The 25,083-nt window shown below is 39.7% G+C and carries 27 protein-coding genes; 7 read left to right on the forward strand and 20 right to left on the reverse strand.

Features of this window, described 5'->3' with window-relative positions; all coding sequences use genetic code 11:
• The first annotated feature begins 296 nt into the window (after positions 1 to 296).
• Positions 297 to 776, forward strand: a complete 480-nt coding sequence (locus AC27JL_RS18590) for an RNA recognition motif domain-containing protein (RefSeq protein ID WP_008130837.1) — start codon at positions 297 to 299, stop codon at positions 774 to 776.
• Here the strand turns inward: AC27JL_RS18590 and murI are convergent.
• Together murI and AC27JL_RS18600 are read right to left on the reverse strand one after the other, a co-directional pair.
• The gene (murI, locus tag AC27JL_RS18595) at positions 739 to 1,539 is read right to left on the reverse strand and encodes a glutamate racemase (protein WP_487196286.1); all 801 of its coding nucleotides are present in this window, start codon (positions 1,537 to 1,539) and stop codon (positions 739 to 741) included. The genes AC27JL_RS18590 and murI overlap by 38 nt on opposite strands.
• 77 nt (positions 1,540 to 1,616) lie before the next feature.
• The gene (locus AC27JL_RS18600; protein WP_039038549.1) at positions 1,617 to 2,744 is read right to left on the reverse strand and encodes a DUF5610 domain-containing protein; all 1,128 of its coding nucleotides are present in this window, start codon (positions 2,742 to 2,744) and stop codon (positions 1,617 to 1,619) included.
• A gap of 162 nt (positions 2,745 to 2,906) precedes the next feature.
• Here AC27JL_RS18600 and trmA point away from each other — a divergent pair, with 162 nt between their 5' ends.
• Positions 2,907 to 4,004, forward strand: a complete 1,098-nt coding sequence (gene trmA, locus AC27JL_RS18605) for a tRNA (uridine(54)-C5)-methyltransferase TrmA (RefSeq protein ID WP_243532432.1) — start codon at positions 2,907 to 2,909, stop codon at positions 4,002 to 4,004.
• A gap of 10 nt (positions 4,005 to 4,014) precedes the next feature.
• Here the strand turns inward: trmA and AC27JL_RS18610 are convergent, their stop codons facing one another.
• The 5 genes from AC27JL_RS18610 to ccoG all read right to left on the reverse strand — a co-directional run bounded on the left by AC27JL_RS18610 (position 4,015) and on the right by ccoG (position 8,320).
• Positions 4,015 to 4,467, reverse strand: coding sequence for a 2-thiouracil desulfurase family protein (locus AC27JL_RS18610; RefSeq protein ID WP_243532430.1), 453 nt, complete (start codon positions 4,465 to 4,467; stop codon positions 4,015 to 4,017).
• Positions 4,468 to 4,526: 59 nt separating this feature from the next.
• A complete protein-coding gene (locus tag AC27JL_RS18615) occupies positions 4,527 to 5,165 on the reverse strand; it encodes a thiol:disulfide interchange protein DsbA/DsbL (RefSeq protein ID WP_006794648.1) in 639 nt (212 codons plus the stop codon).
• A gap of 16 nt (positions 5,166 to 5,181) precedes the next feature.
• Complete coding sequence (locus AC27JL_RS18620; protein WP_058430365.1) at positions 5,182 to 5,805, reverse strand: thiol:disulfide interchange protein DsbA/DsbL; 624 nt, start codon at positions 5,803 to 5,805, stop codon at positions 5,182 to 5,184.
• A gap of 34 nt (positions 5,806 to 5,839) precedes the next feature.
• Positions 5,840 to 6,814: a serine/threonine protein kinase gene (locus AC27JL_RS18625; protein ID WP_006794646.1), complete on the reverse strand. Its 975-nt coding sequence runs from the start codon at positions 6,812 to 6,814 to the stop codon at positions 5,840 to 5,842.
• A 75-nt stretch (positions 6,815 to 6,889) separates the two neighbouring features.
• Positions 6,890 to 8,320: a cytochrome c oxidase accessory protein CcoG gene (gene ccoG / locus AC27JL_RS18630; RefSeq protein WP_277053917.1), complete on the reverse strand. Its 1,431-nt coding sequence runs from the start codon at positions 8,318 to 8,320 to the stop codon at positions 6,890 to 6,892.
• Between the two features lie 289 nt (positions 8,321 to 8,609).
• Here ccoG and AC27JL_RS18635 point away from each other — a divergent pair, with 289 nt between their 5' ends.
• Together AC27JL_RS18635 and AC27JL_RS18640 are read left to right on the forward strand one after the other, a co-directional pair.
• Complete coding sequence (locus AC27JL_RS18635; protein ID WP_008129647.1) at positions 8,610 to 8,969, forward strand: hypothetical protein; 360 nt, start codon at positions 8,610 to 8,612, stop codon at positions 8,967 to 8,969.
• A complete protein-coding gene (locus tag AC27JL_RS18640) occupies positions 8,969 to 9,175 on the forward strand; it encodes a hypothetical protein (RefSeq protein ID WP_006794643.1) in 207 nt (68 codons plus the stop codon). The genes AC27JL_RS18635 and AC27JL_RS18640 overlap by 1 nt, the downstream gene beginning before the upstream one ends.
• Before the next feature lie 39 nt (positions 9,176 to 9,214).
• Here the strand turns inward: AC27JL_RS18640 and AC27JL_RS18645 are convergent, their stop codons facing one another.
• From AC27JL_RS18645 to gspC, 13 genes are all read right to left on the reverse strand, one after another.
• Complete coding sequence (locus tag AC27JL_RS18645) at positions 9,215 to 9,802, reverse strand: UPF0149 family protein (protein ID WP_487196287.1); 588 nt, start codon at positions 9,800 to 9,802, stop codon at positions 9,215 to 9,217.
• Between the two features lie 22 nt (positions 9,803 to 9,824).
• Positions 9,825 to 10,583, reverse strand: a complete 759-nt coding sequence (locus AC27JL_RS18650; protein ID WP_010558133.1) for a type II secretion system protein N — start codon at positions 10,581 to 10,583, stop codon at positions 9,825 to 9,827.
• Positions 10,584 to 10,586: 3 nt separating this feature from the next.
• A complete protein-coding gene (gene gspM, locus AC27JL_RS18655) occupies positions 10,587 to 11,060 on the reverse strand; it encodes a type II secretion system protein M (protein WP_039038554.1) in 474 nt (157 codons plus the stop codon).
• Entirely contained in the window at positions 11,057 to 12,265 is a 1,209-nt protein-coding gene (gspL, locus tag AC27JL_RS18660; RefSeq protein WP_008129637.1) for a type II secretion system protein GspL, read from the reverse strand. The genes gspM and gspL overlap by 4 nt, the downstream gene beginning before the upstream one ends.
• Positions 12,262 to 13,248 (reverse strand): type II secretion system minor pseudopilin GspK, encoded by a 987-nt coding sequence (gene gspK, locus AC27JL_RS18665; RefSeq protein WP_487196288.1) that lies wholly within the window; start codon positions 13,246 to 13,248, stop codon positions 12,262 to 12,264. The genes gspL and gspK overlap by 4 nt, the downstream gene beginning before the upstream one ends.
• On the reverse strand, positions 13,241 to 13,855 hold the full coding sequence (gspJ, locus tag AC27JL_RS18670; RefSeq protein ID WP_006794637.1) for a type II secretion system minor pseudopilin GspJ: 615 nt from the start codon (positions 13,853 to 13,855) through the stop codon (positions 13,241 to 13,243). The genes gspK and gspJ overlap by 8 nt, the downstream gene beginning before the upstream one ends.
• Complete coding sequence (gene gspI, locus AC27JL_RS18675) at positions 13,856 to 14,230, reverse strand: type II secretion system minor pseudopilin GspI (RefSeq protein WP_006794636.1); 375 nt, start codon at positions 14,228 to 14,230, stop codon at positions 13,856 to 13,858.
• Complete coding sequence (locus tag AC27JL_RS18680; RefSeq protein ID WP_487196289.1) at positions 14,230 to 14,793, reverse strand: prepilin-type N-terminal cleavage/methylation domain-containing protein; 564 nt, start codon at positions 14,791 to 14,793, stop codon at positions 14,230 to 14,232. The genes gspI and AC27JL_RS18680 overlap by 1 nt, the downstream gene beginning before the upstream one ends.
• A 70-nt stretch (positions 14,794 to 14,863) precedes the next feature.
• Positions 14,864 to 15,286 (reverse strand): type II secretion system major pseudopilin GspG, encoded by a 423-nt coding sequence (gspG, locus tag AC27JL_RS18685; protein WP_006794634.1) that lies wholly within the window; start codon positions 15,284 to 15,286, stop codon positions 14,864 to 14,866.
• 78 nt (positions 15,287 to 15,364) lie between these two features.
• Complete coding sequence (gene gspF / locus AC27JL_RS18690; protein ID WP_006794633.1) at positions 15,365 to 16,600, reverse strand: type II secretion system inner membrane protein GspF; 1,236 nt, start codon at positions 16,598 to 16,600, stop codon at positions 15,365 to 15,367.
• A gap of 2 nt (positions 16,601 to 16,602) precedes the next feature.
• Complete coding sequence (gspE, locus tag AC27JL_RS18695; RefSeq protein WP_006794632.1) at positions 16,603 to 18,168, reverse strand: type II secretion system ATPase GspE; 1,566 nt, start codon at positions 18,166 to 18,168, stop codon at positions 16,603 to 16,605.
• Positions 18,161 to 20,224: a type II secretion system secretin GspD gene (gene gspD / locus AC27JL_RS18700; RefSeq protein WP_010558130.1), complete on the reverse strand. Its 2,064-nt coding sequence runs from the start codon at positions 20,222 to 20,224 to the stop codon at positions 18,161 to 18,163. Before gspD ends, gspE begins: the two co-directional genes overlap by 8 nt.
• A gap of 23 nt (positions 20,225 to 20,247) precedes the next feature.
• Positions 20,248 to 21,189, reverse strand: a complete 942-nt coding sequence (gene gspC, locus AC27JL_RS18705; RefSeq protein WP_487196290.1) for a type II secretion system protein GspC — start codon at positions 21,187 to 21,189, stop codon at positions 20,248 to 20,250.
• Between the two features lie 214 nt (positions 21,190 to 21,403).
• Here gspC and hslR point away from each other — a divergent pair, with 214 nt between their 5' ends.
• The 3 genes from hslR to AC27JL_RS18720 all read left to right on the forward strand — a co-directional run bounded on the left by hslR (position 21,404) and on the right by AC27JL_RS18720 (position 24,489).
• Positions 21,404 to 21,826, forward strand: a complete 423-nt coding sequence (gene hslR / locus AC27JL_RS18710; RefSeq protein WP_039038559.1) for a ribosome-associated heat shock protein Hsp15 — start codon at positions 21,404 to 21,406, stop codon at positions 21,824 to 21,826.
• 12 nt (positions 21,827 to 21,838) lie between these two features.
• Positions 21,839 to 22,684, forward strand: coding sequence for an Hsp33 family molecular chaperone HslO (gene hslO / locus AC27JL_RS18715; protein WP_243532413.1), 846 nt, complete (start codon positions 21,839 to 21,841; stop codon positions 22,682 to 22,684).
• Positions 22,685 to 22,950: 266 nt separating this feature from the next.
• Positions 22,951 to 24,489: a phosphoenolpyruvate carboxykinase gene (locus AC27JL_RS18720; RefSeq protein WP_487196291.1), complete on the forward strand. Its 1,539-nt coding sequence runs from the start codon at positions 22,951 to 22,953 to the stop codon at positions 24,487 to 24,489.
• Positions 24,490 to 25,083: the final 594 nt, after the last annotated feature.

The raw sequence follows: 25,083 nt of genomic DNA on the forward strand, positions 1-25,083 counted from the left end.
CTTAACTCTCTGAGCCGCTAACACTTTGCTATGCTTCCGCGTTTCCCGTCTCAGTGGGGTCGCATTATAGGGAGATCCGAAAACAGATCAACCCTTTTTTTAGATCTTTTTACTGTTCGAACAAAATTAGAACAAAACCACAAAAAATCATGTTAAAACACGCTTAAATTGATGTTTTTTTACACTGCTTTTTATAATTTCATATAAATATCATTGCTAAGTTCGTTTAAGACGTTAAGATAGCAAGTTCACAATGTTAAATTAATGTTTATTTCCTGTTTATTGGTAGATCTAAAATGAAATTACCCGATCAAAAATCTTTTATCTTTTCTGTTGTTATTGCTGTAGTTGGTTTTGTTATTGTTAAGTTCGCCCTTGGAAGCTTAGAACTTGACCCTGCAATTGTATTTGCTGTTGGCTTATTAATAGGTGGGCTAGTTATTGCTGCTATGTCTTCTGACGTTTTAGAAGAGGCCGAAGTAAAAACTAAAACACTTTACGTTGGTAACCTTCCTTACCGTGCAAACGAAGGTGTTGTTCGTGCTTTGTTTGAAGAGCAAGGCAAAGTATTCAACGTTCGCCTATTAAAGGATAAAAATACAGGCAAACGTCGTGGCTTTGGTTTTGTTGAAATGGCGCAAGCTGATGCAGACAATGCTATTGCTAACTTGAACGATAGTGAGTTCCAACAACGTACTTTAAAAGTTCGTGAAGCAAAACAAAAACAAGAAGATGATTCTAATACGCTTCGAACTCAGGCGGATCAATCAGTTTAACTAGCTTAACCGCAAGTTTATCGCTGATCACATTAGCCGTTGCATAGTATTGCAACGGCTTTTTTATGCCAGGTATATTTTGTGCTAAAAAACCTGACTCAGTTAATAGATAAATAACCCTATTTGCTATTGCTGCACCAGAATCCACCAGCTGAATGCTATTTTTAAAGTACTCACTAAACTGCTTTGTAAGTATTGGAAAGTGAGTACACCCCAATACAAGCACATCTGTTTGCTTTTCAATACTCAAGCCTTCAAGTACAGCATGTAATTTATTTGTATCTAAATAGCCATTAAAGAAAAGTAATTCAGCAAGGTTTACCAACTCAACACTGCTATATAAGTTAACAGTTACATTACTAGCGTGCTGTGCTATTAACTTTTTTGTATATGAGCTCGCTATTGTGGCAGGTGTTGCCAGTAAAGCAATGTGATTTGAACGTGTTAATTCTGCGGCGGGCTTGATTGCTGGTACAACACCAACTATGGGTATATCTGTAATTTTGCGTACAGCACTTAATGCCGATGTGGATGCCGTGTTGCATGCTATTACAATTAAATCGACGTTTAGCTTGTTTGACTTAATGAAATGAATGAGCGAACACAAACGATTAATAATTGTTTGTTGTGTTTGAGCTCCATAAGGTAAGAAAGCATTATCCATAAAATAGCTATATTGAGCATTCGGGATACGTTGCTTTATATGATCAAGTACTGTTGTGCCACCAATCCCTGAATCAAAAACCATTATATGCGCTGACAAACGACCGTTCCTATTATTAGATTAGAACGGCAGTTTGCCATGTGATTTTTGCAAAAGAAAGTAGTTTAATGTTGAGGTTAAACTTCCTCTGCTGTTTGCTTTGTCGCGCTATTTATCTTATTAAGGTTTTCAAACATAGCTTTTGTGTAATCAACCAGTTTATCGATCTCACTTTGATCTTCATTAAGCCACTGCATAATACCTGATAATTGATTTTGAATACCTAGCTCGGTTGCTTTAGAAAATGCCTCTCGGAGGTCATCATTAAAAGGCGCTACTTTATCTGCAATTACTTTTTCTGGAGCCGGTTTATTTTCTTCGTAACCCTTTATTGCAGCAACTGTTTTGGTTTGGCGTAAATCCATTGAAAATGCGACAAGTTGTTCATTGCCTAAACTAAGCTCTTGCGCCTCTTCAAATGCCTGCTCTAAATCGCCGCTAAAAAAGGTCTTACTTACGTTTTGTAGGTTTTCCATTAACTCATTAATTGCTTCTTGCTCTTTATCATTAAGGTCGCCGTTAACTGACATTGAAAATGAAAGCTCTCTCGATTGTGATGATTCACTTACGAATGCCTCCCCTCCCTCACCACGCTGATAGCTACTAGCAGACTGAGATTTAAACGCATCGGCAAAACTTATTGTTACTTCATCACCTTCTGCGGTTGTGAAACTGTACTGAGCATTATTACTTAAACTTGCGTATTGTGCTTGAGTTACCCCCACACTAGCGGGCATTGGGTTGAACAAGTTATCTTCAAACTTATCAAGGCCATCAAAAATACCTTCTTTTGATTTGTTGATTCCCTCTTGGGTTTCATCGTTCAGAACGCCGGATTCTTTTAACTCATCAACAGCGTCATCAATACCTATTTGCACCCCCTTACGGGCATCACTTAGCATACCTTTTAATTTATCGTCATCGGCACCATCAGCTTTTGCTTTATTAACGGCGCCGGTGACAAAGTCGAGTACATTTTTAACTATTGCTTCAAAATCAAAAAGGGGCTTATCTGCTTTTTTTTCTTGAACTGGCAAACCAAGCTGCTCTGCCATTTTATCACCTAAAACTTTAGCAGCTAATTCTTTACCTCGTTGCTGATAGCTGTCTTGCGGAGACGCGATGGTAGGTTGTTGTACGTCAGCTTTGTTGTTGAATTTGTTTATGTTCTGGCTTGGTATAAAGCCATAATTGCCTATTTTCATGAATCGTCTCCTGAGCATGCGTAGTTTGTTATCGGCCAGGGCATAAAAAACTAAAGTAAACCGTGCAAAAAAACATCATTTATTCTAGCCAAAACTAGACAAATGCGAACCGCTCCCTACAATAGCGCCGATAAACAGATCTTAGATAAGGTAGTAACGCGAATGGCAGTTATTAAAATAGATACCACACAGTACCAAGCGCAGTTAAGTGAAAAAGAACAGCGTATAACTTCACAGTTTCAACGTTTTGGTGTGGAGCAGCTAGAAGTATTTAGCTCGGAGCCAATTAACTACCGCCAACGTGCCGAATTTAGAGTATGGCATGATGGAGACGATCTGTTTCATATAATGTTTGATCAGCAAACTAAAGAAAAAATACGCGTTGATACGTTTGACCCTGCGGCACCGCTTGTTAGTGAAATCATGCAGGTGATGATTGAAAACCTTAAACCATGCGAGGTTTTACGCCGGAAGCTATTTCAAATAGATTACCTGTCTACACTCAGTGGTGAAATTTTAGTGAGCTTGCTTTATCACAAGCCGCTTGATGATGAATGGCTACGTGAAATTAAGTCACTAAAGGCAAAACTGAGTGAAAAATATAAAATAGATTTTATTGGCCGAGCACGTAAGCAGAAAGAAGTGCTAGGTGATGACTTTGTAACAGAGCAATTAACTGTAAATGGCCAAGAACTAATTTACCAACAAGTAGAAAATAGCTTTACGCAACCTAATGCAAAAGTAAATATAAGTATGCTTGAGTGGGCACAAGATTTATGTAAACCACTTAAAAATGATTTACTAGAGCTTTACTGCGGTAATGGTAACTTTTCTATTGCGCTAGCGGGATCTTTTAATAAAGTACTCGCAACTGAAATATCTAAATCGTCTGTTCACTCTGCTCAATATAATATTGCCAAAAACAATGTAGACAACCTAGATATTATTCGTATGTCGAGCGAAGAGTTTACTCAAGCAATGAATGGCGAACGTACTTTTTCTCGTTTAGACGGTATTGACCTTAAAAGCTATGACTGCCAAACCATATTAGTCGACCCGCCACGCGCTGGTATGGATGAGTTAACCTGTGATTTAGTGGCTAATTACGAAAACATAATTTATATATCGTGTAATCCTGACACACTGGAACGCGATTTAGATCATTTAACGCGTTCGCATAACGTTAAGCGCTTTGCGATATTTGATCAGTTCCCTTATACACATCACATAGAGTCGGGTGTTTTCTTACAGCGTAAATAACCAACCCAAATTAAAGTGCCAGTGCTTTTATAAGTGCTGGTATTTGCTCTTCACTAAATACTTGAACTCCATTCTTTATTAATAATGCTGCAGTTAAACCTAGACCTTCGATTTTTATTCCGCGATGCTTTCCATCATATATTGTATTTCGTCCGCAAGAAGGGCTCGATTCTTTAAGTAAAGCAAAATGAACTTTATATTTTTTACAAAGTTCTAGCGCTATATTAGCCCCAGTTTGAAATTGCTCTGTTACATCTTCGCCTGAATTAGTAATTACTTTCCCCTGTATTATTTCAGCAGGAGCTCTAGGAGTAGATAGCCCACCAGCCACTTCAGGACAAAAGGATATTATTTTCTTATTACTTTGCCATACCCGTAATTGTGGATGCTGTAATGTTTGTCCTTTCCCATCATAACGAACAGGCTGCCCTAGCAAGCAACTCGATACTAATATTTTTTTCATTGCTACATCCTTATAAAGCAAAAAAGCTCCCTAAGGAGCTTTTTTGATTTTAGCTAAACTTACTTGTTAGCTAAGTAATTAATTAATTTACTGATATCTTCAGGAGCTGTAACACCCGATTCACGGCCTAAGTTTAATTTATACTTACCGTTTACGATAAATGTGGGTACACCACGAAGAGCACCTTTTTCTTTAAAGTATTCTTGATCACGTTTCATCTTAGAACTTAATGTACGAACCGAAAAGCTTTTAAATAACTTATCAAACTTATCGCCATCAACACCTTGCGCAACAAACACATCTTTCACGTCAGCTAATTCGTTAAATTTAGCGCGCTTAGTGTGAATATGATTAAAAATAGCTGCGATAAGTTTCTCTTTCTGAGGAAGTACTTCAGCAGTTGCAAGTGCTTGGCTCATCATTTGTTGGTTTTCTGGATTACGAACACCCACAAAGTCAACGTGACTCTTTTTAAACTTAACATTTTTATCTAGTTTAGGCTTAAATTCGCTGATCAGTGACTCGTAGTTATTACACGCCGGGCAGTAAAAAGAGAAAAACTCTTTTACTTCTGGCTTTTTAGTGGCACGTTCAGCAATAACATCGTAATGGACGCCTTCTTGGTAGTCCGCCGCAAAGCTTGTTGCTGCCATCGGTAATACTAATGCAAGTAACCCTGCTTTAAGTAGTTTAATCATTCTTATGCTCCAAAATTTATAATGCTAATAAAAACGCAATTAACTCATCAAGTTCTTGTTGGTTTTTTATGGTGTTAATATTGATTTTGTATTTATCGTTAACAATAAAAGTAGGTACACCAGTTAACGCACCTAACTTTGAATATTTGTTTTGCTTATCTTGCATTGCTTGCTCTTCGGCAATAATTGGCATGCTTGCAATCGCTTGGTCAAATGTGTCGCTGTCTATTCCATTTACTTCCAATAGCTTTTTAAGGTCTTTAACTTCTGTTAAAGGCGCACCTTGAATATGGATACTTCTAAAAATTTGGTCAGCTATATTTTGTGCTTGCCCTTGTTGTTTTGCGATTAAGTAAGCAAAGCTTAAATTACTTTGTGCCTGTGGAGATACACCACGTAAAAAGTTGACGTGACTTTTAACAAAATCAGTGCCTTCAGGCAGTTTTTTTTCAATTGCTTTAGCCACTGGTTCAAATTTAAAACAGTGCGGACAATAAAATGAAAAGAACTCTGTTACCTGTGGTGTTGTGCTTTTTTCAGTTTTAATAATCGTGTATTGGTTATTTGCCTCAAACTGTGCAGCAAAGGCTGCAAATGGTAAACATAAAAGAAGTAGGCTCAGTTTTAGTTTTTTAAGCATTAGTGTCTCGTTGTACTCGTCATTAAATAATAATTTACGGCAATAACTTTAACGGCGGTTCTTGCAGTGCAGCAAGTTGTTCTTTAAGCGCTAAAATTTGTTGCTCCCAGTATTTGTCATCAGCAAACCATGAAAAGTTCCGCACAAAAGCTGGATCGCTCCACCTTTTTGCCACCCATCCCATGTAGTGAATAATACGCATTGCTCGCAGCGGTTCAATTAATTTGAGTTGCGCGTGGTCAAAATCACAAAATTCTTCATACGCTCCCACCAAAGTGTCTAACTGTAACAGTTGCGTTGGTCTGTCGCCACTGAGCATCATCCATAGATCTTGAATAGCAGGCCCTTGACGACTATCGTCTAAATCCACGAACATTAGCGCATCGCCAGCCCATAATATATTGCCTGCGTGGCAATCGCCATGTAAGCGAATACTATTTGTATCTTGATACTGCTTTTGTGTCTGCTCAATTACCAAATCTAAAATAGTATAAAAAGCAGTGCTTAATCCCATTGGCACCAAGTTACTTTTTTGAAGATGAACTTTAGCTGTATGCAAATATTCTTCACAGCTTATTGTTGGTCTGTAAGTAAAGGGTTTGGTTTTAGCTACTTGGTGCATTCGACCAATTAAACGTCCCATAACATCAAGCTGATCTAAATTATCTACTTCAAATAATCGCCCACCCACACTTGGGAATACCACAAACATATAACCCTGGTGTTCAAACAAGCTTTGTCCATTATGTAAAACAGGGGCTACAACGGGTACTTCTGCGTCAGCAAGCTCAAAAGCAAAATCGTGCTCCTCTTGAATTTGTGCTTTACTCCAACGCTCGGGACGATAAAACTTTACTACGTAACGCAGACCGTCTTCGGCTTTAAATTGATAAACTCTATTTTCATAACTGTTAAGCGCTAGTAACCCAGACTCGGGATAAATACCTATGGTTTCTATCGCATCAAGTATTAAATCTGGGGTTAAATCTATAAAGCTAAATTTGCTCATGCTCTTCTTATATAAATGAAAAGCGGGTTAAACCCGCTTTTGTTATTGCTATATTTACCGAATTAGAAAGTACGGCTATCGCGCTCTAAAAAAGTTGCTCGATTGCGAAATTGTTTCATCCGGTTCATTAACTGGCGACAATACAAAATTAAACTCTGTTATAGGCGCTTTTAAGTCATAAGGGTCCATAACGAGTGATAATGGCACATTATGCGATTGACCTGCTTGAACAGTAAATACTTGTTTACCTATGTATTTAAAGTTTTCTAGCCCTGCCACTTTAATGTTAAAGGTTTGCTCATATTGCGCCTTATTGATGACCTTTAAGGTATATGTGTTTTCAACCAAGCCATTAAAGTCGACACGATATAGCTGATTTCGATCACGAATAATATCAAAGTCCATTGGTTTACGCAGTGCAATATTTGCAACAAGCGCGCCTGTTAGCAACACTAGTATGACCGTATACCCAATAATTTTGGCTCGTAGAGGATTGGTTTTATTTTCTGGCGTCTCAAGATTACGTTCTGTGGTATACGAAATTAACCCTCGCGGGTACTCCATTTTATCCATTACGCCGTCACACGCATCAATACACGCACCACAATTTATACACTCAGCCTGCAAACCGTTTCTTATATCAATGCCTGTTGGGCAGACTTGTACACATAGGTTACAGTCAATACAGTCACCTATTTCTAAATCAGCGTGGGCAACCTTACGTGAGCGAGGGCCCCGGCTTTCACCTCGGCTTTCATCATAGGTTACTGTGTAGGTATCTTTGTCAAACATTGCCGACTGAAAACGTGAGTAGGGACAGATATGCAAACACATAATTTCACGCATCCAGCCTGCGTTGCCATATGTACACACAGCAAATACTAAAATGCTCACTAGTGCATAACCGCCAACATTAAAGGTTATAAAATCAGGGAGTAGCTCTCTTATCGGTGTGAAGTAACCAACAAACGAAATAGAAGTATACAAAGAAAACAACACCCAGCTGGAATGCTTAGCTGTTTTTCGCCAGAACTTGTCAAAGTCCATAGGCCGTTGATCGAGCTTTTTACGTTGATTTGCTGTGCCTTCAAGTTTTTCTTCAAACCAGATGAAAATGAAGGTCCATACCGTTTGAGGACAGGTATATCCGCACCAGACTCGTCCATAAAATGTAGTTACCAAAAACAGCGCAAAAGCCGCCAGCATGAATATAAACGCCAGTATGGTGAAGTCTTGAGGCCATAAAGTTAGACCAAAAATATTGTATTTTTGTGCTATTAAATCAAATAGCACGGCTTGCTGACCGTTAAAGTTTATCCATGGCAAAACCATAAATGCGAGCATGCCTAAAAAACCAATGCGCTGTCTTAATAATTGGTGAAGACCTTTTACGGCTCTCACATAAATGCGGTTACGGGGGTTAAATCTATCATCTTGACGGCTTAAATCCGGCTTTTGAATTTTTACCTCAACAGGAATGTTTTTTACTTTAATCTGTTTGTCCATCGAAGTTCCTCAACACCGCTTGGAAAATAAAAGCTGAGCACTAATCAAATGCTCTATACTCATAGTGTAGCAAGTAACTTGCTAAGTAAGACTTGTTTAATGAATCATAAATTAAATACTTTCAGATATTTCAGAAATATCTAACTTTTGTTAGTTATTATACCAATATTGGCTAAAATTACTGGTATAGATTGCGACTAATTTATTCATCTCAGTTACTTGCTTTTAAAAGGCAGTTTATTACACTGCTTGATAATTCAACCCTATTTAGATCAAGGTTTACGTATCCATGAAGAAGTTTATTATTTTGATAATTGTGATCCTTGCGTTTTTTACCATTGATCATCCACTTGTAAAAGAACCACGCGAAAAGCTATTAGGCGAAGGTATTGGCTTTTTAAGTGATGCAAGTAAAGTAAATAGAAGCCCTGCTGCTAATTTAGCAAAAAACAGAATTAGTCATGAGCTGACACTCTCAAGCTCAGAAAAAGAATACGTAGAAAAAACATTCACCACTGATGACGCAGTTCAGCTATTTAATTTGCGCTACTGTCGTGAACGCGACTTAAACCTTTACTTCTACGCTGAACGCTTAAATAAAGTGTGTAAAATAGTGTCTGAATCACTCGAGCAAAAACGGGCTAAATAATGGACTTTTCTAATTTAAACAAAAAAACCAGTGATTCGTTTCACAAGCAACGTAATATGCTTAAACAGTTAGCACAAGGTAAAACGCTAAAATGCGAAAAATGTAATACGGTACTCACACTCGATTTAGCCACCAGCGAAGTGGGAAAAGGCGTAGTGAAGTGCAAGCAAGGCTGCACAGATATTATTTTAGATCTTGGCGCTTGATATTAATTAAAGCGCCATTATTAAAAAGTTTAACGCTAACTACTCGTCCCAGCCATCATCGTTATACAAACCACTATTGAGCGCCACTATTTCTACTAGCTCTGCAAAACCAAGTGCAAAATCCCCCATAAGGTCATATTGTTGCTCACACAACTGCAATGTATTCATTGAATTTTGTGATGCTATTTGAGAGATAAGCTGTGTATCTAATGCAAAAAAGCTGAGGGTTGCTTGTGCGGTTTCTAAGGCCTCTTTGTACTGTGCATCTAACTTCGTTGCTGCTAATAGCTTTTGCATGTAAGCATTACTTGCTGTTAAAAAGCCTTGGCTCCACTGCGAGCAAAATGCACTGTCATACTGTGGTGGCAGTTTATAACCTACTTCAAAAACCTGTTCACTTATTTGATGGTAAAACGCCATAAATAAAAATAGCGTTTCTTCATCTAATTCGTTTGCTGAATTATTGAGTATCACATCAACCCACTCGTGCACATCAAGAGGGTCGGGTGAACATATAACACCAAATAAATAACCTTGGCTTTGTTCAAAGGTCATGGCTTGAGGTTGGGTATTTAGAAATGTGCTGAGCTGCTTAGCATGCAGCTCAGTGAATTGCGGTAGTTGCATTAAAACTCTTTATATCAAAACATTAAAAATTGAGCGGGTAACGACCTTGGCTATCTGGTCGGCCTAAAAACTTAACCGCATCGTGAACATCTTTTGGTAAGCTAGCATCTGGTTTTACATACCCTGCTACACTAAAGTCAAAGTTAGCTTTAAGAGTGGCATCGGCTTCAAGCCCGAGGGTGTTATCAGGGTCGATTAATATTGCCACATCGCCCGACTTACAGCTTAACTTGCCAGCCAGAGGCCCTATATTAAACCAACCATTTAAGCCTTGCACGTCGATATTTGGGCTCGCTATTTCACCCTTTAATGATTCACAGTAAGGAGCACCAGAGGTGTATTCATCTAGCTCAAGTATTACACGCCCCTTTGCTGTAACAGGTAATGGTAACTGAACTCGTTGCATAGCTCGCTCTACCGTTGAGCGAACTAAACCATCTGTTACTTTTAAAGTATGATTAAACAATCCATAGCTGACGGTTGCATATCCCGATATATCGGTGCGTTCGCGAGCATTTCCAAACTTTATATTAGTATTTAAATTGCCAGTAAATAATGCCCAACCGGCGATATCCCAGCGCACATTGTTTAACTGCTCGCCATCAAAACGAACTTGCATTAATTGGCCTTGCCATACAGTGCCTACCGCCTGCCCTACTTCTAACTGCTTAGGAAAATGAGGTTTTGCTAAATCAAGCGCGATAGCAGCGGGTAATTTAATAATACAAAACACAATAAAACTAATTAAAAAGACAGCCGATAATATAATTATTCTTTTCATTTATTAATTCTCTAATACCAAACGGCTTACTCTTACATAACCCGATTTATCGTCGCGACTTAAATCTAAGTTTTCGATTTTTAAACCATGCTGATTCACTAATTCATCGAGCCATTCTACTAGTTTATTAAACTCTACTGAGTCGAGCGTTAAACGCAACGAACCATCGCTAGGCTGCATTTTACTAATATTGATTTGATAGCGACTGCGGGTAGAGTTAACCACTTGGCTTAGATTTTGACTACTCGCAACACGCGTATTACCCGCTGCTTTTAGCTTTACTATGCTTTCGTCAACCCACACGAGCAAAGCCTGTTGCTTAATTTTCGATTGTTCTGCTTTTGTTATGGCGTTATTTAAAGGCCTGAATATCCCCATCACAAGAACAAAAATAACAAATATACCACCAGCAACCATAATAAGTTGCTGCTCTTGTTCTTTTAAAGAACGCCAGTATTTTATCGCTTGTGCTTTCATGCAGCACCTCGCAATTTAATCTCACCTACCACAAAATCACCATCGTTATTTAAAGACCCTTGCTCTACCGTTAAGCCTTGCTTTTCAAGTATGGTTTTTACTTTACCAAAGGTTTGAAAGTCTTTAGCACGGGCGCGAATACGTAACTCGTTTCTTCGCTTGTCGTAACGTAACGTTTCTGGTGTGAACTCATTTACCTGCGAAAATACATCAACCAAATTAGTCGTCAGCTCTAAAAAACCGGATTCATCAGAGCCTTCTATTCTATCTAATGCGCCTTTAATCTGATTTTTTATCAAATTAGGGTGCACTTTAGATCCGGGGAATGCTGTCTGGTATCGCTCAACTACTTGGTTTTTTACTATATCGACCTGAGAATTAAGCTGTTGCAACTCAATTGCCTTTATAACTAAAGTAGAGCCCAATGCGACGGCTGTAAAAATTGCCGCGCCTTTCCAGTAACCCCACCAGAGCGCGCTCTTCTTTTTAAGCTGGTAAACACCTTGGCGAAGGTTGAATTTAACGTTATTTAATTGCTTAGCAAATAAAGCTAACGGGAGATCGTACTGACTTGTTTGCGCTTGTAAATTCGTCCCCTCTGGGAAGTCTTCCGCTGGGCTAAAGTGTTTAACCTCAGGGTTACCTAACGCAGTCAAGTAACCTGACAACCAGCTTAATTCAACCGCACTAATATGCCATGCCCCTTGCTTAAACAGCCACTGCTGATTGAGCTCTATAGCACTAGCCTCTCCCTCACCTACAGAGGGTAACAACAGTGCATCAGGTAATATTTTATAAACAGGCAGCTCATGTTCCACAAACAACGCGAGCCATTGCTCAAACCATTCGCGGTCAGTCATAGCAACCTGAATAGCATGCTGCTCACCAACCATGGTTGCTTCGCCTATAGCTATATACAAATCGTCTACATCGCAGGCTATATCTTCTTCAAGCATGTAAGGGAGTGCTTGCTCTAATTTGCGATTCCACTTTGTGGGTAGTGTTACCGTTTTTAATTGCACTTGATCGCTTGGCAATAAAACAACCACCTCCCTGTTGGCTGCTTTTTCACTTAATTCATTCAAATTGCCTGCGCTTGATAGCTCACCACTGGCTATTATTTCTTGTTCTTGTGGTGAATATACAAGCCAATTTAATCGTTCTTGTTGGGTTTGACCCGTACGGATCAACAATATTTCTGTCACTGTACGCCTCCAAATTTTCGCGCCAGTATCGTTACTTCGCCGTCTTTGGCGTGCAGTAAGGTGGTCATCGAAAAACGCAGATCTACAAAGTTTGCCTGCGTTTGTAATTTAAAATATTCGCTTTTAATACTAAATAAGTCTTTCACTGATTCAGTGTTTGTACCGCCTTGTTGCTGTACCTGTTCAAAAAATTCTTCTAAAGAATCAAAACCTGTTTGTGGCCTTGCAGCAATAACAGCCTCTGCAGCCGACAAACTTAAATTATCCATCAGCGCGCTTAGTAGTAAAGCCTGTTCTGGTGCTATTGTATTAATGTTAATTAAAAGCTGAGTGCTCCCCGGAATAACACACACATAAGGCAGTACTTTTTCCATTACTAGCGGGTTAAAGCCTTTTACCAAGCGAAGTTCCGATGGAGATGCAAATAAACTATTAGCAGTCATATACGGAAATTTACGAGATAAGTACTCTCCCTCTTCAGCACCTGAGCGATAGGTTATACTATTTTCATCCAGCCAGTCGAATACGCTATCAGCCATTGCTTCTTCAGATTCATCCGCAGGTAAATCTTCTATATTTTCAAGTAAGGCAAACAGTGCTTTGTGTGCAGGGTTTGTTTTGTCAGCACTATTTGTATCGGGTTCAATCGCTATGGCGTTTAAATTTAAACATGATTGCAAGTCAGTAATTGAACCACTTAATGTGCCGTTATCAACTGGGTATGCTGCGTTACCTTGTGTTGCCCAAACTTGATCAAGCGTTGTTTTATCTGGGTCATCTTTCTTGCTTTGAATGAGTCCTTTAATAGCCAACTCTTCAGCACCGTAAGCATACCATTTTGCTTGTTGGTGACCTTGTAAATTAGTACTTTTTTGCACTTGCACCATTAAATTAGCACTCATTTCTACGGCTAAAATAGCAGCTAATGCAACAATAAATAACACAATAACCAGCGCTGCTCCGCACGAAGACTGCCTACCCATTACTTCTACTTCCTTGCCCGGGAACTAAAAATACACGACGAATAGGTTCGGCCTCTATCTGCTGTAAAGTAACCGCAACCGCTTTAGGCAATGCTTTTACTTCCCATTGTTCTTGCCACTTATTGTCACTGTCTAAAAACTCAAACTTAAGCTCTTCGACGTTTTCTAATACCTGCTGTACACGTGGCTCCATATTATCAAGCTGATCAACGTACACGCGATACACACGCTCAAGATTATCATCTATGACCCTATATCCAACAGCCTGCAGCTCTGACCTAGGCAATAAATTTATTGGGTTTATCCAACCGTCTCTTACAAATGCAATGCCGTCATATTGACTTTCAAGCACATAACGCCCTGCTAATAAATAATATTCTTGTACGTCACCAGACTCGTTTCTAACTGCACGTTTAGTCATTTGGCTAAAGTCTTGGTCCATAAGTCTAAACGTTGTTTGTAAGCCATTAAGTTCCGCTATTTTTTCGTCCGATGCGTCTTTTGCTTTAGTTGTGCTGTCTAGTATTTGGTGCGTAGAAATAACAACAAAAGCTAAAATCCCCAAAGCAACCATTACTTCAAGCAATGTAAATCCGCGCTGCTTCACTTACTTTTTACCTTTATTTAAATACGTTGAAAGCTCATAGACTGACTGTTCGTACTTTTCATCGATAAATACATTTATGGTTAATTTAACAAAGCTTTTATCTGCAGTGGGCACAACCTCTTGCTGCCAAAACCATTCAACACCACCCATAACCTCACTACCACGTAAGTTATTTTTACCTTGCCATTGCTCGCCTTTTACCCGTTGTTCAATAATGACATTTTCAGCAACCCAGGAGGCATATGTTTGTTCTTCAATTGTTGTTAAGTGATGAATATGCTCGCCTGTGGCTTGCATTGCTGCAATACCTGCCATTGCACAAATACTCAAAGCAACAAGTACTTCTAACAAGGTAAAGCCTTTACTTAATGTCATTACTCTGGCTCTCTTCTTAAATTTACTGGTGCTGTAAATTCACCCTCAATAAAGTAAACAGGGTCACTTTGATCTTTTAGCTCAATAATTAACTGAAATGCGCTTACTTCCCCCGACGATAAAATAAGTACTTGAGGTATTTTAAGCTTTTTAAGTTCGAGTAAGCTATCGTCTTCACCACCACTCATAAGCTCTCGCCAATCAGACTGTTCAAGTAGATTATCTTGAGCCCATGCAAGGTCCTCTAAGTTGAGGGTAAGCTTTAGTCGTGGCTCCAACTCTATGGGTTTAAATAACTCTTCCCTATCAAAGGTTACCCATTTTTCCCCATCAAATACCAAGTATTCTAGGGTATTTTTCTCAACGAGCAAGCCAAGCTCTACCTGATTTAAAATTGCAAATTCTGACGCCATATTAATGGTGGTATGCAACCTAAGCGCTTGAGCATCTAACTCATCTTCGGCGCCGCCGTCTAAGCTGTATACCACCATTTTTGTTGCAAAAGCGATAACCACCAATACAACTAAAATCTCGATTAAGCTAAAACCCTTTTTCTTGTGCATTAATTGAAGACCTACGTTCATAATAAGTCTTCAAAAAGTACATTTAGTTTAAGCTCAGTAGACTGACTCATTACTGCTTTTCTTCATCCCAGTTACCAATGTCGTCGTCGGTACCGACTTCACCGTCTGGTCCCATAGAGAAAATATCAAATTTACCAATTTCACCTGGGCTTATTAATAAGTATGTATTACCCCATGGATCTTCTGGTAATTCGCTGATAAAGCCGCCATCAGGAAAACGTTTAGGAACAGGTTCAATAGACGTTTTAGTCACTAACGCCTCAAGACCTTGCTCTGTGCTTGGATAACTTTTATTTTTAAGCTTGTATAAGCTCATCGCATCTTCAAGCTGCTGAATATCTAAATGCGCTTTATCAATAGCGGCCTCTTCTTGTTGGCCCATAATATTTGGCGCAACAATAGACATAATCATCCCGATGATAACCAGTACCACCATTACTTCTAGTAAAGAAAAACCTGATTGTTTGTTCACGTAATTACCTCATTATTCTAAAAACACTAAGCAAAAATGGTTTAGGTAAAACCATTAATATATAAAAACTATTTAAATTTAGAGCCCAACTGCTTTGTTCATTGCCATAATAGGCTGCAAAATGGCCATAACAATAAATAAAACGATAACAGCCATAGATGCAATCATTGCAGGCTCTAATAACTTAAGCGATACGTTAACCATGCTTTCAAATTCACGGTCCTGGTTATTCGCTGCACGCTCTAGCATTTGCTCTAGCTCACCTGATTTTTCACCACTGGCGATCATATGTAGCATCATCGGCGGGAATAATTTAGTTTGCTGTAAGGCCGCTCTAAGGCTTGCACCTTCGCTTACTCTGTCAGCTGCGTCAGCTACCGACTTCTTGATTTTTTCGTTTACAAGTACATCGCCAGAAATCCGCATTCCTTCAAGTAGTGGAACAGAACTTGAAGATAAAATACTTAACGTACGAGCAAAGCGAGCGGTATTAATACCACGAGCCACCTTACCAATACCCGGCATGTGCAGCACACGGTCGTCCCACCAAAAGCGCACTTGTGGTTTTTTTAATGCGTACTTAATGCCAATCGCAATGCCGGTGATGGCTAGTAGGCTAATAAACCAGTAATTTTGTACAAAATGGCTCCCAGCCATTACCCACTCGGTAGTCCAAGGCAATACTTGTTTAGTTTTTTCAAAGGTTTTTAGTATTTTAGGAACCACAGTACCTAATAGTACCGAGACTATACCAATGGCAAAAATAACTAAAATAGTTGGGTAAACCATAGCCTGTGTTATTTGACTACGCATATGCTGACGCTGCTCGGTGTAATCGGCTAAGCGATTAAGTACTTGGTCAAGATGCCCAGACTTTTCACCCGCAGCCACCATTGAACGATATAAGTCGTCAAACACATGGGGAAACTCACTCATACCATCAGCAAGGGTATAGCCTTCAACAACTTTTGAACGAACCGACATTAACATACGTTTTAAACGTGGTTTTTCACACTGCTCAGCCACCGCCATTACCGCACCTTCAACTGGTAATGCTGACTGAATTAACGTTGCTAACTGGCGTGTGATGAGCGCGAGCTCAGATGTAGAAATACTTGGTTTAAAAAGGCTACCAAATAAAGGTGCTTTCTCACCCTTTACCTGTTTATCACTCTGAGCCGCAGGCACAACCTCTAAAGGGGTTAGGCTTTTATCGCGCAGAAGCTGACGAACTTGCTTGGCGGTATCGGCCTCTAAAATACCTTTTTTTTCTTTGCCGCGGCCATCTAATGCCCGATATTCAAACGCAGCCATTATTAGCCTTCCTCACGGGTAACACGCAGCACTTCTTCAAGCGTGGTTTTTCCTGCAAGCACACGGCTGCAACCATCTTGGCGAATACTTGGGCTATGAGTGCGAATGTATTTTTCTACACTTTGCTCGCCTTTACCGTTATGGATCATTTCTCGTATTGTTTCATCTACAACAAGTAACTCGTGTATACCAGTACGACCTTTGTAACCATTAAAGTTACATTCTTCACAGCCTATTGCACGGTAAATCGTTGGCTTGCTCTCAAATGGTACACCTAAAAGCTGACATTCACGTTCGTCTGCCACATGACCTTCTTTACAGCTGTTGCACAACGTACGTACTAAGCGCTGAGATAAAACACCTAATAGCGATGAAGAAAGCAAAAACGGTTCAACGCCCATGTCTTCCATTCGAGTAATAGCACCAGATGCCGTATTTGTATGCAGTGTAGACATAACTAAGTGACCAGTAAGTGATGCTTGAACCCCTATTTGGGCAGTTTCAAGATCACGTATTTCACCCACCATTACCACATCGGGATCTTGACGCAAAATAGCACGTAACCCTCTTGCAAACGTCATATCTACTTTTGTATTTACTTGCGTTTGACCAATACCTGGGATCTCGTACTCAATAGGATCTTCTACAGTCAGAATATTTCGATCGCGAGAATTTATTTGGCTCATACCTGCATACAAGGTGGTACTTTTACCAGAACCCGTTGGTCCTGTTACCAAAATAATCCCGTGCGGCTTACTAATTAAGTCAGCAAACAACTCACGGTTTTTTGGAGTCATACCTAAATCTTCTAGGTTTAGGCGCGCATTGTTCTTATCAAGTAAACGTAATACTACTCGCTCACCAAAGCTCGACGGCATGGTTGATACACGCACATCTACTGCACGTCCTGCAATACGCAAGCTAATACGACCATCTTGCGGAATACGTTTTTCAGCTATATCGAGTTTTGCCATTACCTTAATACGCGATACAAGCAATGAGGCAAGTTTACGATTTGGTTTTAGTACTTCTTTTAAAACCCCGTCAACCCTGAAACGAATCACAAGCTCTTGCTCGAACGTTTCAATATGAATATCTGACGCCCCCTCTTTAATGGCCTCGCTAAGCATGGCATTAATGAGTTTTATAATGGGCGCATCGTCATCACCAGCTAATAAATCTTCAGTTTGCGGGAGCTCATCAGCTAAAGAAAACAGATCAACTTCGTTGCCAATATCTTCCATCATTTGCTGCGTTTCAGAGCTATCACGTTGGTAAGATGACTCTAGTAACAATTCAAACTTGTCATCATCAAGCTGCTCTAATTTAAAGCCATGACCTGCGATTCGGCGCACTTCAAGTAATACATCTAAATCAAGCTCACCACGAAAATACACGGTAGTTTGACCTTGATATTCACTGAGCAAAACACCCGCACGTCGCGCGTACGAAAATGGTAAACGTTTTGCTGGTAACTCAACGAGTACGTCATCAGCTAAGGGCTCATCTGCACTATGCGTATTAGGATGAACCACGTCTTGGTTTATCTCTTGTATCGCATTAGTCATCTTTACGCTCTTGTGCATTTTGTTTACGTAAATGCTCTTCATAAGTTGGCGGAAGCACTAGCTCATCATTCCACTCTGGTAATACAGGGGTATCGGTCATTGGCATTAAATCAATACCATCTTCTTGCTGCTTAGTTTGCTCACCACGAATAAAATTATACTTGTTAAAACTTAACTTATTCATGCTCACCCCATCACGGATGATCGTTGGGCGGATAAATACAATTAAGTTACGCTTACGGCGAGTCGTGTTTGTTGACCTAAATAGGTGCCCTAAAACAGGAATATCACCTAATAATGGAACTTTAGATACACTTTCTTGAACGTCTTCGTCTATTAAGCCACCTAAAACAACCATACCGCCATCATCGGCAATAACCGTTGTCTTAATAGCGCGTTTGTTCACTGAAATATCAACCGCAGTTGCACCACTTACACTCGATACCTCTTGCTCAATGGTGAGCTGTACCGCTGAGCCATCGTTAATTTGTGGCGTTACAATAAGTTTAATACCCACTTCTTGACGCTCAACCGTTTGAAATGGGTTGCTATTGTTAGTGCCTGTTTGAGATCCGGTAATAATAGGTACTTCTTGACCCACTAAAATAGAGGCTTCTTCGTTATCCATGGTGGTAATTGAAGGCGTTGCCAAAATATTTGAGTTAGTGTCGGTTGCTACAGCCTGAATAATTGCGCCCCAGTCGTTTTTTATAACGCCCAGTGCTAAGCCATTAATACCACTAAGTAATGATGCAAGCGGCCCGTAGTCACCTTCTGTCGTTTCTGTGTAAGGTGTAACCGTGCCAGACTCTGTACCAATAATTGTTTTAGTTACTGTTTGATCTGCAGCTTGTTCTGCTGCAACAGCTAACGACCCAACAGGTACTGTTGTACCGTTATTAAACTGCAGCATGCCACCTTGCTCTGAAATCCACTGCAAGCCTAAATTAACGCCATCACCTTCCATTACTTCAATAATAATTGCTTCAACTAATACTTGTGCACGACGAATATCTAATCGTTCAATAACTGACTCTAATGAACGCATAGTATCGGGCTGTGCTGTGATGATTAGTGAATTAGACTCTGGGTGTGCCTCAATGCTGGTTTCGTTGTTACTACGCGAACGCGTTTTAGTTGCGCTACCTTGAGCTTCCTCGGTTAACGTTTTACTTACACCCTGAAGAACCTTAACTAAGTCTTCCGATTTGGCATAGTTTAAATAAAACACCTTAGTGTTGCCTTGGCTTTCAAGCTCACCATCAAGGCGCTTAATCAATTCAATTGCACGTGTGCGGGCTTGCCCTTCACCACTCACAATTACGCTATTGGTACGGCCGTCGGCTACGACTTTAGGAATCAAAAATTCTGGTACGCTTCCTTTGCCACTATCTTTATAAATATTTTCTACTACAGAAACAACATCATCAGCCGTTGCGTATTTAAGCTTTACAATATCAACACGCTTATCACCGGCTTGGTCAACTGAGCGAATGATTTCCACTAAGCGGTTTACTGATGCAGCATGGCCAGTCAACATCATTACGTTTGCAGCATTAAAGTTAGCAACATGGCCACCATCTTTTTGATCGCTAAATTGACGAACTAATGGTCCTAGTTCTTGCACGCTTACATTTTTTACGCGCACCACGCGGGTAATCATCATATCGCCCGATGCAGAACTGTTTTCGGTAATTAGTGGCACATTCGATTTTTTAGCATCAGAACTTTTTTCTACCTTAATGATGCCATTATCCATTTCAACAGCTGAATAGCCGTAAACTTCTAATACATTTAAAAAGAATTGATAGTAAAGATCCTCATCCATTAACTCATAGCTACGTACATTCACTTTGCCACGTACGTTAGGATCTATAATCACCGTTTTATTAAGGTTTTTACCAACAATATTAATAAACTCGTTGATATCAGTTCCCTTAAAGTTTGCTGCATATTCAACTGCAGAAACAGACAAAGATATACTTGCCGCCAAAAAAAGTGCTGCGTACTTAGCTAACCCTTTTTTAATTTTTGTGAGGTGTAGCACCTGAACCATTATGTTAAAACTCCAAAGCTAAGTTATTGCAGGCTAAATTGCACATCTATTTGCTCACCATCACGCTCAATAGTGATAGTAGCATCGGTGCTATTGCGCAGCTCGTTTATGGCTGACATGGCCTGTTTTAAATCTGTTAGTTGATAGCCGTTAATAGAAACAGCTAAATCGTTATTTTTTAATCCCATTTGCTTAAATAGTGCGGGTTCTTTTCCCGGACTTAAGCGGTAACCAATTAGCTCACCTTCATTCATTGCTTGAGATACACGTATGTAATCAAAAAGCTTACCGGGTTCTTCTAATAATTCTTCACGTGTTTCTATAATGGCTTCTTTTACTTCTGGGTCTGCAGTCGCATTTATTTGTTCTTCACTATCATCTAATCGTTGCGGCCCCATTTCTTGCTCATCATTTGCAGCGAGCACCGGCATAGAGACTGTTTTGGTGAAATCGAGTCCATCAAGCATTAGCGTTTCAAACCGAGCATTTACACTTAAAATGACACGGTCAGGAAGTATTTGCGCTACTTTTGCGCGCGTCCCAGATATGACTTCATCGACAAGGTAGCTAACCTGCTTGCCCTGTGACTCAATAATTGCCACGCCTGCTTTATCATCATTACTTACAGCTACTATGCCTGTTAAGTTAATACTTAAACGTGTTTCAGGGGCATCATTAATAATTTGTGATTGTTTTGCAGTATTAGCGCTGTTTGTTACCGTTTTTTTACCAAACAAAAACTGCTCAACAATGCGTTGTGCCGAATTATTACTTGTTCCCGATGACTGTGTGGCAAACTGAGTAGGACTAAGTAAAGATACCTGAGGTTGAGGCCATAAAAGCCAAACCAATTTTGATAATAAAAATGCAAGGTAAACAACAACTAATAGCGTGACTAACGCACTTAATTTAGCATGCGGTAATCGAGTTAAAATGTGTTTTAGCTGTTGGATTTGCTGTTCCATAAATAGTGTTCTTTTTTTAATTTACTGCGTAAGCGCGTCCCCATAGTACCCTTTCATTTTTCATTCAACAAGCACACTAATATTAAACTTTGTAAACAGAATGAATAACTTCTATTTACTTGAACAAAAAACAAACGCCCACTGTAATACCTTCATCCTAGATAGATTTCGTGGTAAGTTTTAGATAACAAATTACTGCAGGTACAAATACGTTATGAGCAAAAAAAGCAATAGTAATAAAGACTCTGACCTCATAGATAACCTAAAAGTTCGATTAGATAAGTGGTTATGGGCAGCACGCTTTTATAAAACACGTGCGATAGCAAGGGAAATGGTACAAGGCGGTAAAGTGCATTATAATGGACAGCGAACAAAGGCGAGTAAAATAGTCGAGGTTGGTGCGGTAGTGAAACTCGCTCAAGGCGTAGATGAAAAAATCGTAACCATAACTAAGGTGCTTGAAAAACGACAAAGCGCCCCCATTGCTCAGACCTTGTACCAAGAATCTGATGCTAGTATCGCCAAACGCGAAGAAAACAGCATCGCACGTAAAAATAATAGCTTTTTTGCTCCTCATCCGGATAAAAAACCCGATAAAAAGCAAAGACGCGAACTTTTAAAAATGAAATCAAGTTAGGTATAGCCGCTCATGCAACAAGATTTACTTCACCGTTATTTATTCAACGAACTAGATGTTCGTGGCGAACTCGTTCAAATTGAGAGTGCCTACAATGAAATGATTGCAAACCATAATTACCCAGCACCTGTAAAAGCATTACTAGGTGAGCTATTGGTCGCTACTTGCTTACTTACAGCTACATTAAAATTTGAAGGTGAAATAGCCGTGCAACTGCAAGGTGACGGACCCGTTAAATATGCAGTAATAAATGGTGATGATAAGCAAAATATGCGTGGTATTGCTCGTCTACAAAATGAAGTGACAGGCAGTACTGTCAAAGAACTAATCGGTAATGGCTATATGGTTATTACTATTACGCCAGATAAAGGTGAGCGCTACCAAGGTATAGTCCCTCTAGAGCATGACACTCTAAGTGAGTGTATTGAAAGTTACTTTGAGCAATCAGAGCAGTTAAAAACTCGTTTATGGTTTGCAACCAATACAACCGAAGGCAGTGCAAAGGCATGTGGTTTATTTTTACAGGTACTACCTGTTGATAAACAGAAGTCAATTGAAGACTTCACCCACCTAGAAGCACTCAGCAATACGATTAAAGATGAAGAGTTATTAAATCTTGATGCAAATACAATCTTAACTCGTTTGTACCATGAAGATAATCCACGTGTTTTTGAACCACAAAGCATACGTTTCAAATGTGGCTGTAGTCGCGACAAAACAATCACCGCATTAGTTAATGTAGGACAACAAGAACTACTCGATGATGTAGCAGAAAACGGCAGTGTTAATATCAACTGTCATTACTGCTTAAAAGAATATACGTTTAATGAGCAAGACATTAAGAGTATTTTCAACTAAAAACTCCATCTCAGCTCATCTTCCTATATAAAGCCGCAAAATATGCGGTTTTATATTATAAAAAGATGATACCGGTGTCATAAAAAGTGACATTTAATGACACCGGTATCATTGAAATTATTCATGTTTTTTTGCAAATATATATGTTTTTAAGGGCTTTACAGGCTCGAATATCTGAAAACCTTCTGTTACTATCATTACAGCTGAAGGGCACTATTTACCCAGAGCTATCCCGTTCAAACTCTCATACATAGTTAGGTATAAACATGATTACAAGCGCTACACGTTTTGTCGATTTAACCGCAGCTGTACTTGTCGAGCATGCGATCCGCCGTGGCGAAGGAACTTTAGCCGCAAATGGTGCTTTCGTAGCCATTACAGGAAAACGAACAGGCCGTTCACCTCGAGATCGTTTTATTGTACAAGAAGCTACAACACAAAATGAAATTCAATGGGGCAATGTAAACCGTCCTTTCGATGCTGACAAATTTGATGCTTTATGGGCACGCGTAGAAGCACATGTGCAAAGTAATGACCACTTCACCTCTCACCTAGAAGTTGGCGCTGACCCAGAGCATTATTTACCTGTAGTTGTCACAACAGAAACTGCATGGCATCACATTTTTGCCAAAAACATGTTTATTGAACCTAAAAACTATAACGCTTCAAACTTACCACAATGGCAAGTGATGAACGTACCATCGTTTGTATGTGAACCAGAACGTGATGGCACTAACAGCGATGGCACCGTAATTATTAACTTTGCACAACGTAAAGTATTACTGGCGGGAATGCGCTACGCCGGTGAAATGAAGAAATCGATGTTCTCAGTTCAAAACTTCTTATTACCAGCTAAGGGTGTATTACCAATGCACTGTTCGGCTAACGTTGGTGAAGCTGGCGACACAGCATTATTCTTCGGTTTATCTGGCACTGGTAAAACAACGTTATCAGCTGACCCAACTCGCTTCCTAATCGGCGATGACGAACATGGCTGGGCACCTGGTAGTGTATTTAACATCGAAGGCGGCTGTTACGCAAAATGTATCGACCTTTCACAAAAGAATGAGCCTGTTATTTGGGATGCAATCCGCTTTGGTACTATCTTAGAAAATGTTGTGCTTGATGATAAAGGTGTGCCAGATTTTAACGATACAAGTCTGACCCAAAATAGCAGAGCTGCGTATCCATTAGAACATGTTGAAAAGCGTAAAGTAGAAAACCGCGCAGGTGAGCCTAAAGCTGTTGTATTCTTAACATGTGATGTGAGTGGCGTATTACCTCCTGTATCTGTACTGAGTGAAGAAGCCGCTGCGTACCACTTCCTAAGCGGGTATACTGCTAAAGTAGGTTCAACCGAAATTGGTTCAACAAGCGATATAGAATCTACATTCTCAACCTGTTTTGGCGCACCATTCTTCCCACGTCCTGCAGGGGTTTATGCTGAGCTTCTAATGAAACGTGTACGTGAGTTTGGCGCTAAAGTTTACCTAGTGAATACTGGCTGGACTGGCGGTCCTTACGGTATCGGCAAGCGTTTTGATATACCAACTACACGTGCTGTAATTGACGCTATAGTGTCAGGTAAATTAGCCGGTGTTGAAACACAACATATTGATGCATTGAACTTAAACGTACCAGTTGCAGTACCTGGTGTTGATAGCAACCTTCTTAACCCTATTAACACGTGGGAAGATAAGGCTAAATATAATGAATATGCAGCTAAATTGGCTGCTGACTTTACAGAAAACTTTGCTAAATACGACGTATCTGACGATATTAAAAATGCAGGCCCTAAAGCTTAAAAATAACCTTTAGGCTCATAATTAAAACGCCAACCTTGAGTTGGCGTTTTTGATTCTAATTTTTACCCCAGCAACTAAGTTTCTTTAATAAATAACCGAATACATAAGATAGAACACTCCAACACCACAAGCAAAACTGTTAAAGGTTTACAGTCATATAAAAGTCTACTCTTTCGAGTCAGACTTTCTTTCATTTAGAGTAGGATAACAGCTTTATAGCAGTGGCGCTGTACCCTGCGCTAAAGAGCCAAAGAGCTAATTCTGCGTCATCATCTGGTAATGTATTAGATAACCAAAAAACTCTTCACAATGAGGCGCTTCGTTTGGGAGACGCTTCGCTTTAGAGAAGGGAATACTGAAGATTACTTTCCTGCAGACGTAAAAAACAGACTATCGCTAGTCGGGCTTTCTCCAATTTGAAGTCGATGCGCTACGCAGTAGAATGTCGTGGTGCCCACAGCGGTGGAGAGTCACAGTGAAATGTTGCCTATCATACCTATCATAGGCCAGTGTATTGAATAACCAAAACACTGTTCACAAAGAGGCGCTTTGCTTAGGAGACGCTACGCTTTAGAGAAGGGAATACTGAAGATT

It is taken from the genome of Pseudoalteromonas sp. 4NS20-0020 (genome assembly GCF_057554385.1).

Excerpts from the sequence above, each read along its gene's own strand:
- AC27JL_RS18635 (WP_008129647.1), top strand. The coding sequence starts at position 8,610 with ATGAAGAAGTTTATTATTTTGATAATTGTGATCCTTGCGTTTTTTACC.
- AC27JL_RS18615 (WP_006794648.1), bottom strand. The coding sequence starts at position 5,165 with ATGATTAAACTACTTAAAGCAGGGTTACTTGCATTAGTATTACCGATG.
- AC27JL_RS18625 (WP_006794646.1), bottom strand. The coding sequence starts at position 6,814 with ATGAGCAAATTTAGCTTTATAGATTTAACCCCAGATTTAATACTTGAT.
- AC27JL_RS18610 (WP_243532430.1), bottom strand. The coding sequence starts at position 4,467 with ATGAAAAAAATATTAGTATCGAGTTGCTTGCTAGGGCAGCCTGTTCGT.
- gspE (WP_006794632.1), bottom strand. The coding sequence starts at position 18,168 with ATGACTAATGCGATACAAGAGATAAACCAAGACGTGGTTCATCCTAAT.
- AC27JL_RS18645 (WP_487196287.1), bottom strand. The coding sequence starts at position 9,802 with ATGCAACTACCGCAATTCACTGAGCTGCATGCTAAGCAGCTCAGCACA.
- gspD (WP_010558130.1), bottom strand. The coding sequence starts at position 20,224 with ATGGTTCAGGTGCTACACCTCACAAAAATTAAAAAAGGGTTAGCTAAG.
- trmA (WP_243532432.1), top strand. The coding sequence starts at position 2,907 with ATGGCAGTTATTAAAATAGATACCACACAGTACCAAGCGCAGTTAAGT.
- AC27JL_RS18640 (WP_006794643.1), top strand. The coding sequence starts at position 8,969 with ATGGACTTTTCTAATTTAAACAAAAAAACCAGTGATTCGTTTCACAAG.
- hslR (WP_039038559.1), top strand. The coding sequence starts at position 21,404 with ATGAGCAAAAAAAGCAATAGTAATAAAGACTCTGACCTCATAGATAAC.
- gspK (WP_487196288.1), bottom strand. The coding sequence starts at position 13,248 with ATGGGTAGGCAGTCTTCGTGCGGAGCAGCGCTGGTTATTGTGTTATTT.
- AC27JL_RS18720 (WP_487196291.1), top strand. The coding sequence starts at position 22,951 with ATGATTACAAGCGCTACACGTTTTGTCGATTTAACCGCAGCTGTACTT.
- gspF (WP_006794633.1), bottom strand. The coding sequence starts at position 16,600 with ATGGCTGCGTTTGAATATCGGGCATTAGATGGCCGCGGCAAAGAAAAA.
- gspM (WP_039038554.1), bottom strand. The coding sequence starts at position 11,060 with ATGAAAGCACAAGCGATAAAATACTGGCGTTCTTTAAAAGAACAAGAG.
- AC27JL_RS18680 (WP_487196289.1), bottom strand. The coding sequence starts at position 14,793 with ATGCACAAGAAAAAGGGTTTTAGCTTAATCGAGATTTTAGTTGTATTG.
- gspI (WP_006794636.1), bottom strand. The coding sequence starts at position 14,230 with ATGACATTAAGTAAAGGCTTTACCTTGTTAGAAGTACTTGTTGCTTTG.
- AC27JL_RS18600 (WP_039038549.1), bottom strand. The coding sequence starts at position 2,744 with ATGAAAATAGGCAATTATGGCTTTATACCAAGCCAGAACATAAACAAA.
- AC27JL_RS18650 (WP_010558133.1), bottom strand. The coding sequence starts at position 10,583 with ATGAAAAGAATAATTATATTATCGGCTGTCTTTTTAATTAGTTTTATT.
- AC27JL_RS18590 (WP_008130837.1), top strand. The coding sequence starts at position 297 with ATGAAATTACCCGATCAAAAATCTTTTATCTTTTCTGTTGTTATTGCT.
- hslO (WP_243532413.1), top strand. The coding sequence starts at position 21,839 with ATGCAACAAGATTTACTTCACCGTTATTTATTCAACGAACTAGATGTT.
- ccoG (WP_277053917.1), bottom strand. The coding sequence starts at position 8,320 with ATGGACAAACAGATTAAAGTAAAAAACATTCCTGTTGAGGTAAAAATT.
- gspC (WP_487196290.1), bottom strand. The coding sequence starts at position 21,189 with ATGGAACAGCAAATCCAACAGCTAAAACACATTTTAACTCGATTACCG.
- AC27JL_RS18620 (WP_058430365.1), bottom strand. The coding sequence starts at position 5,805 with ATGCTTAAAAAACTAAAACTGAGCCTACTTCTTTTATGTTTACCATTT.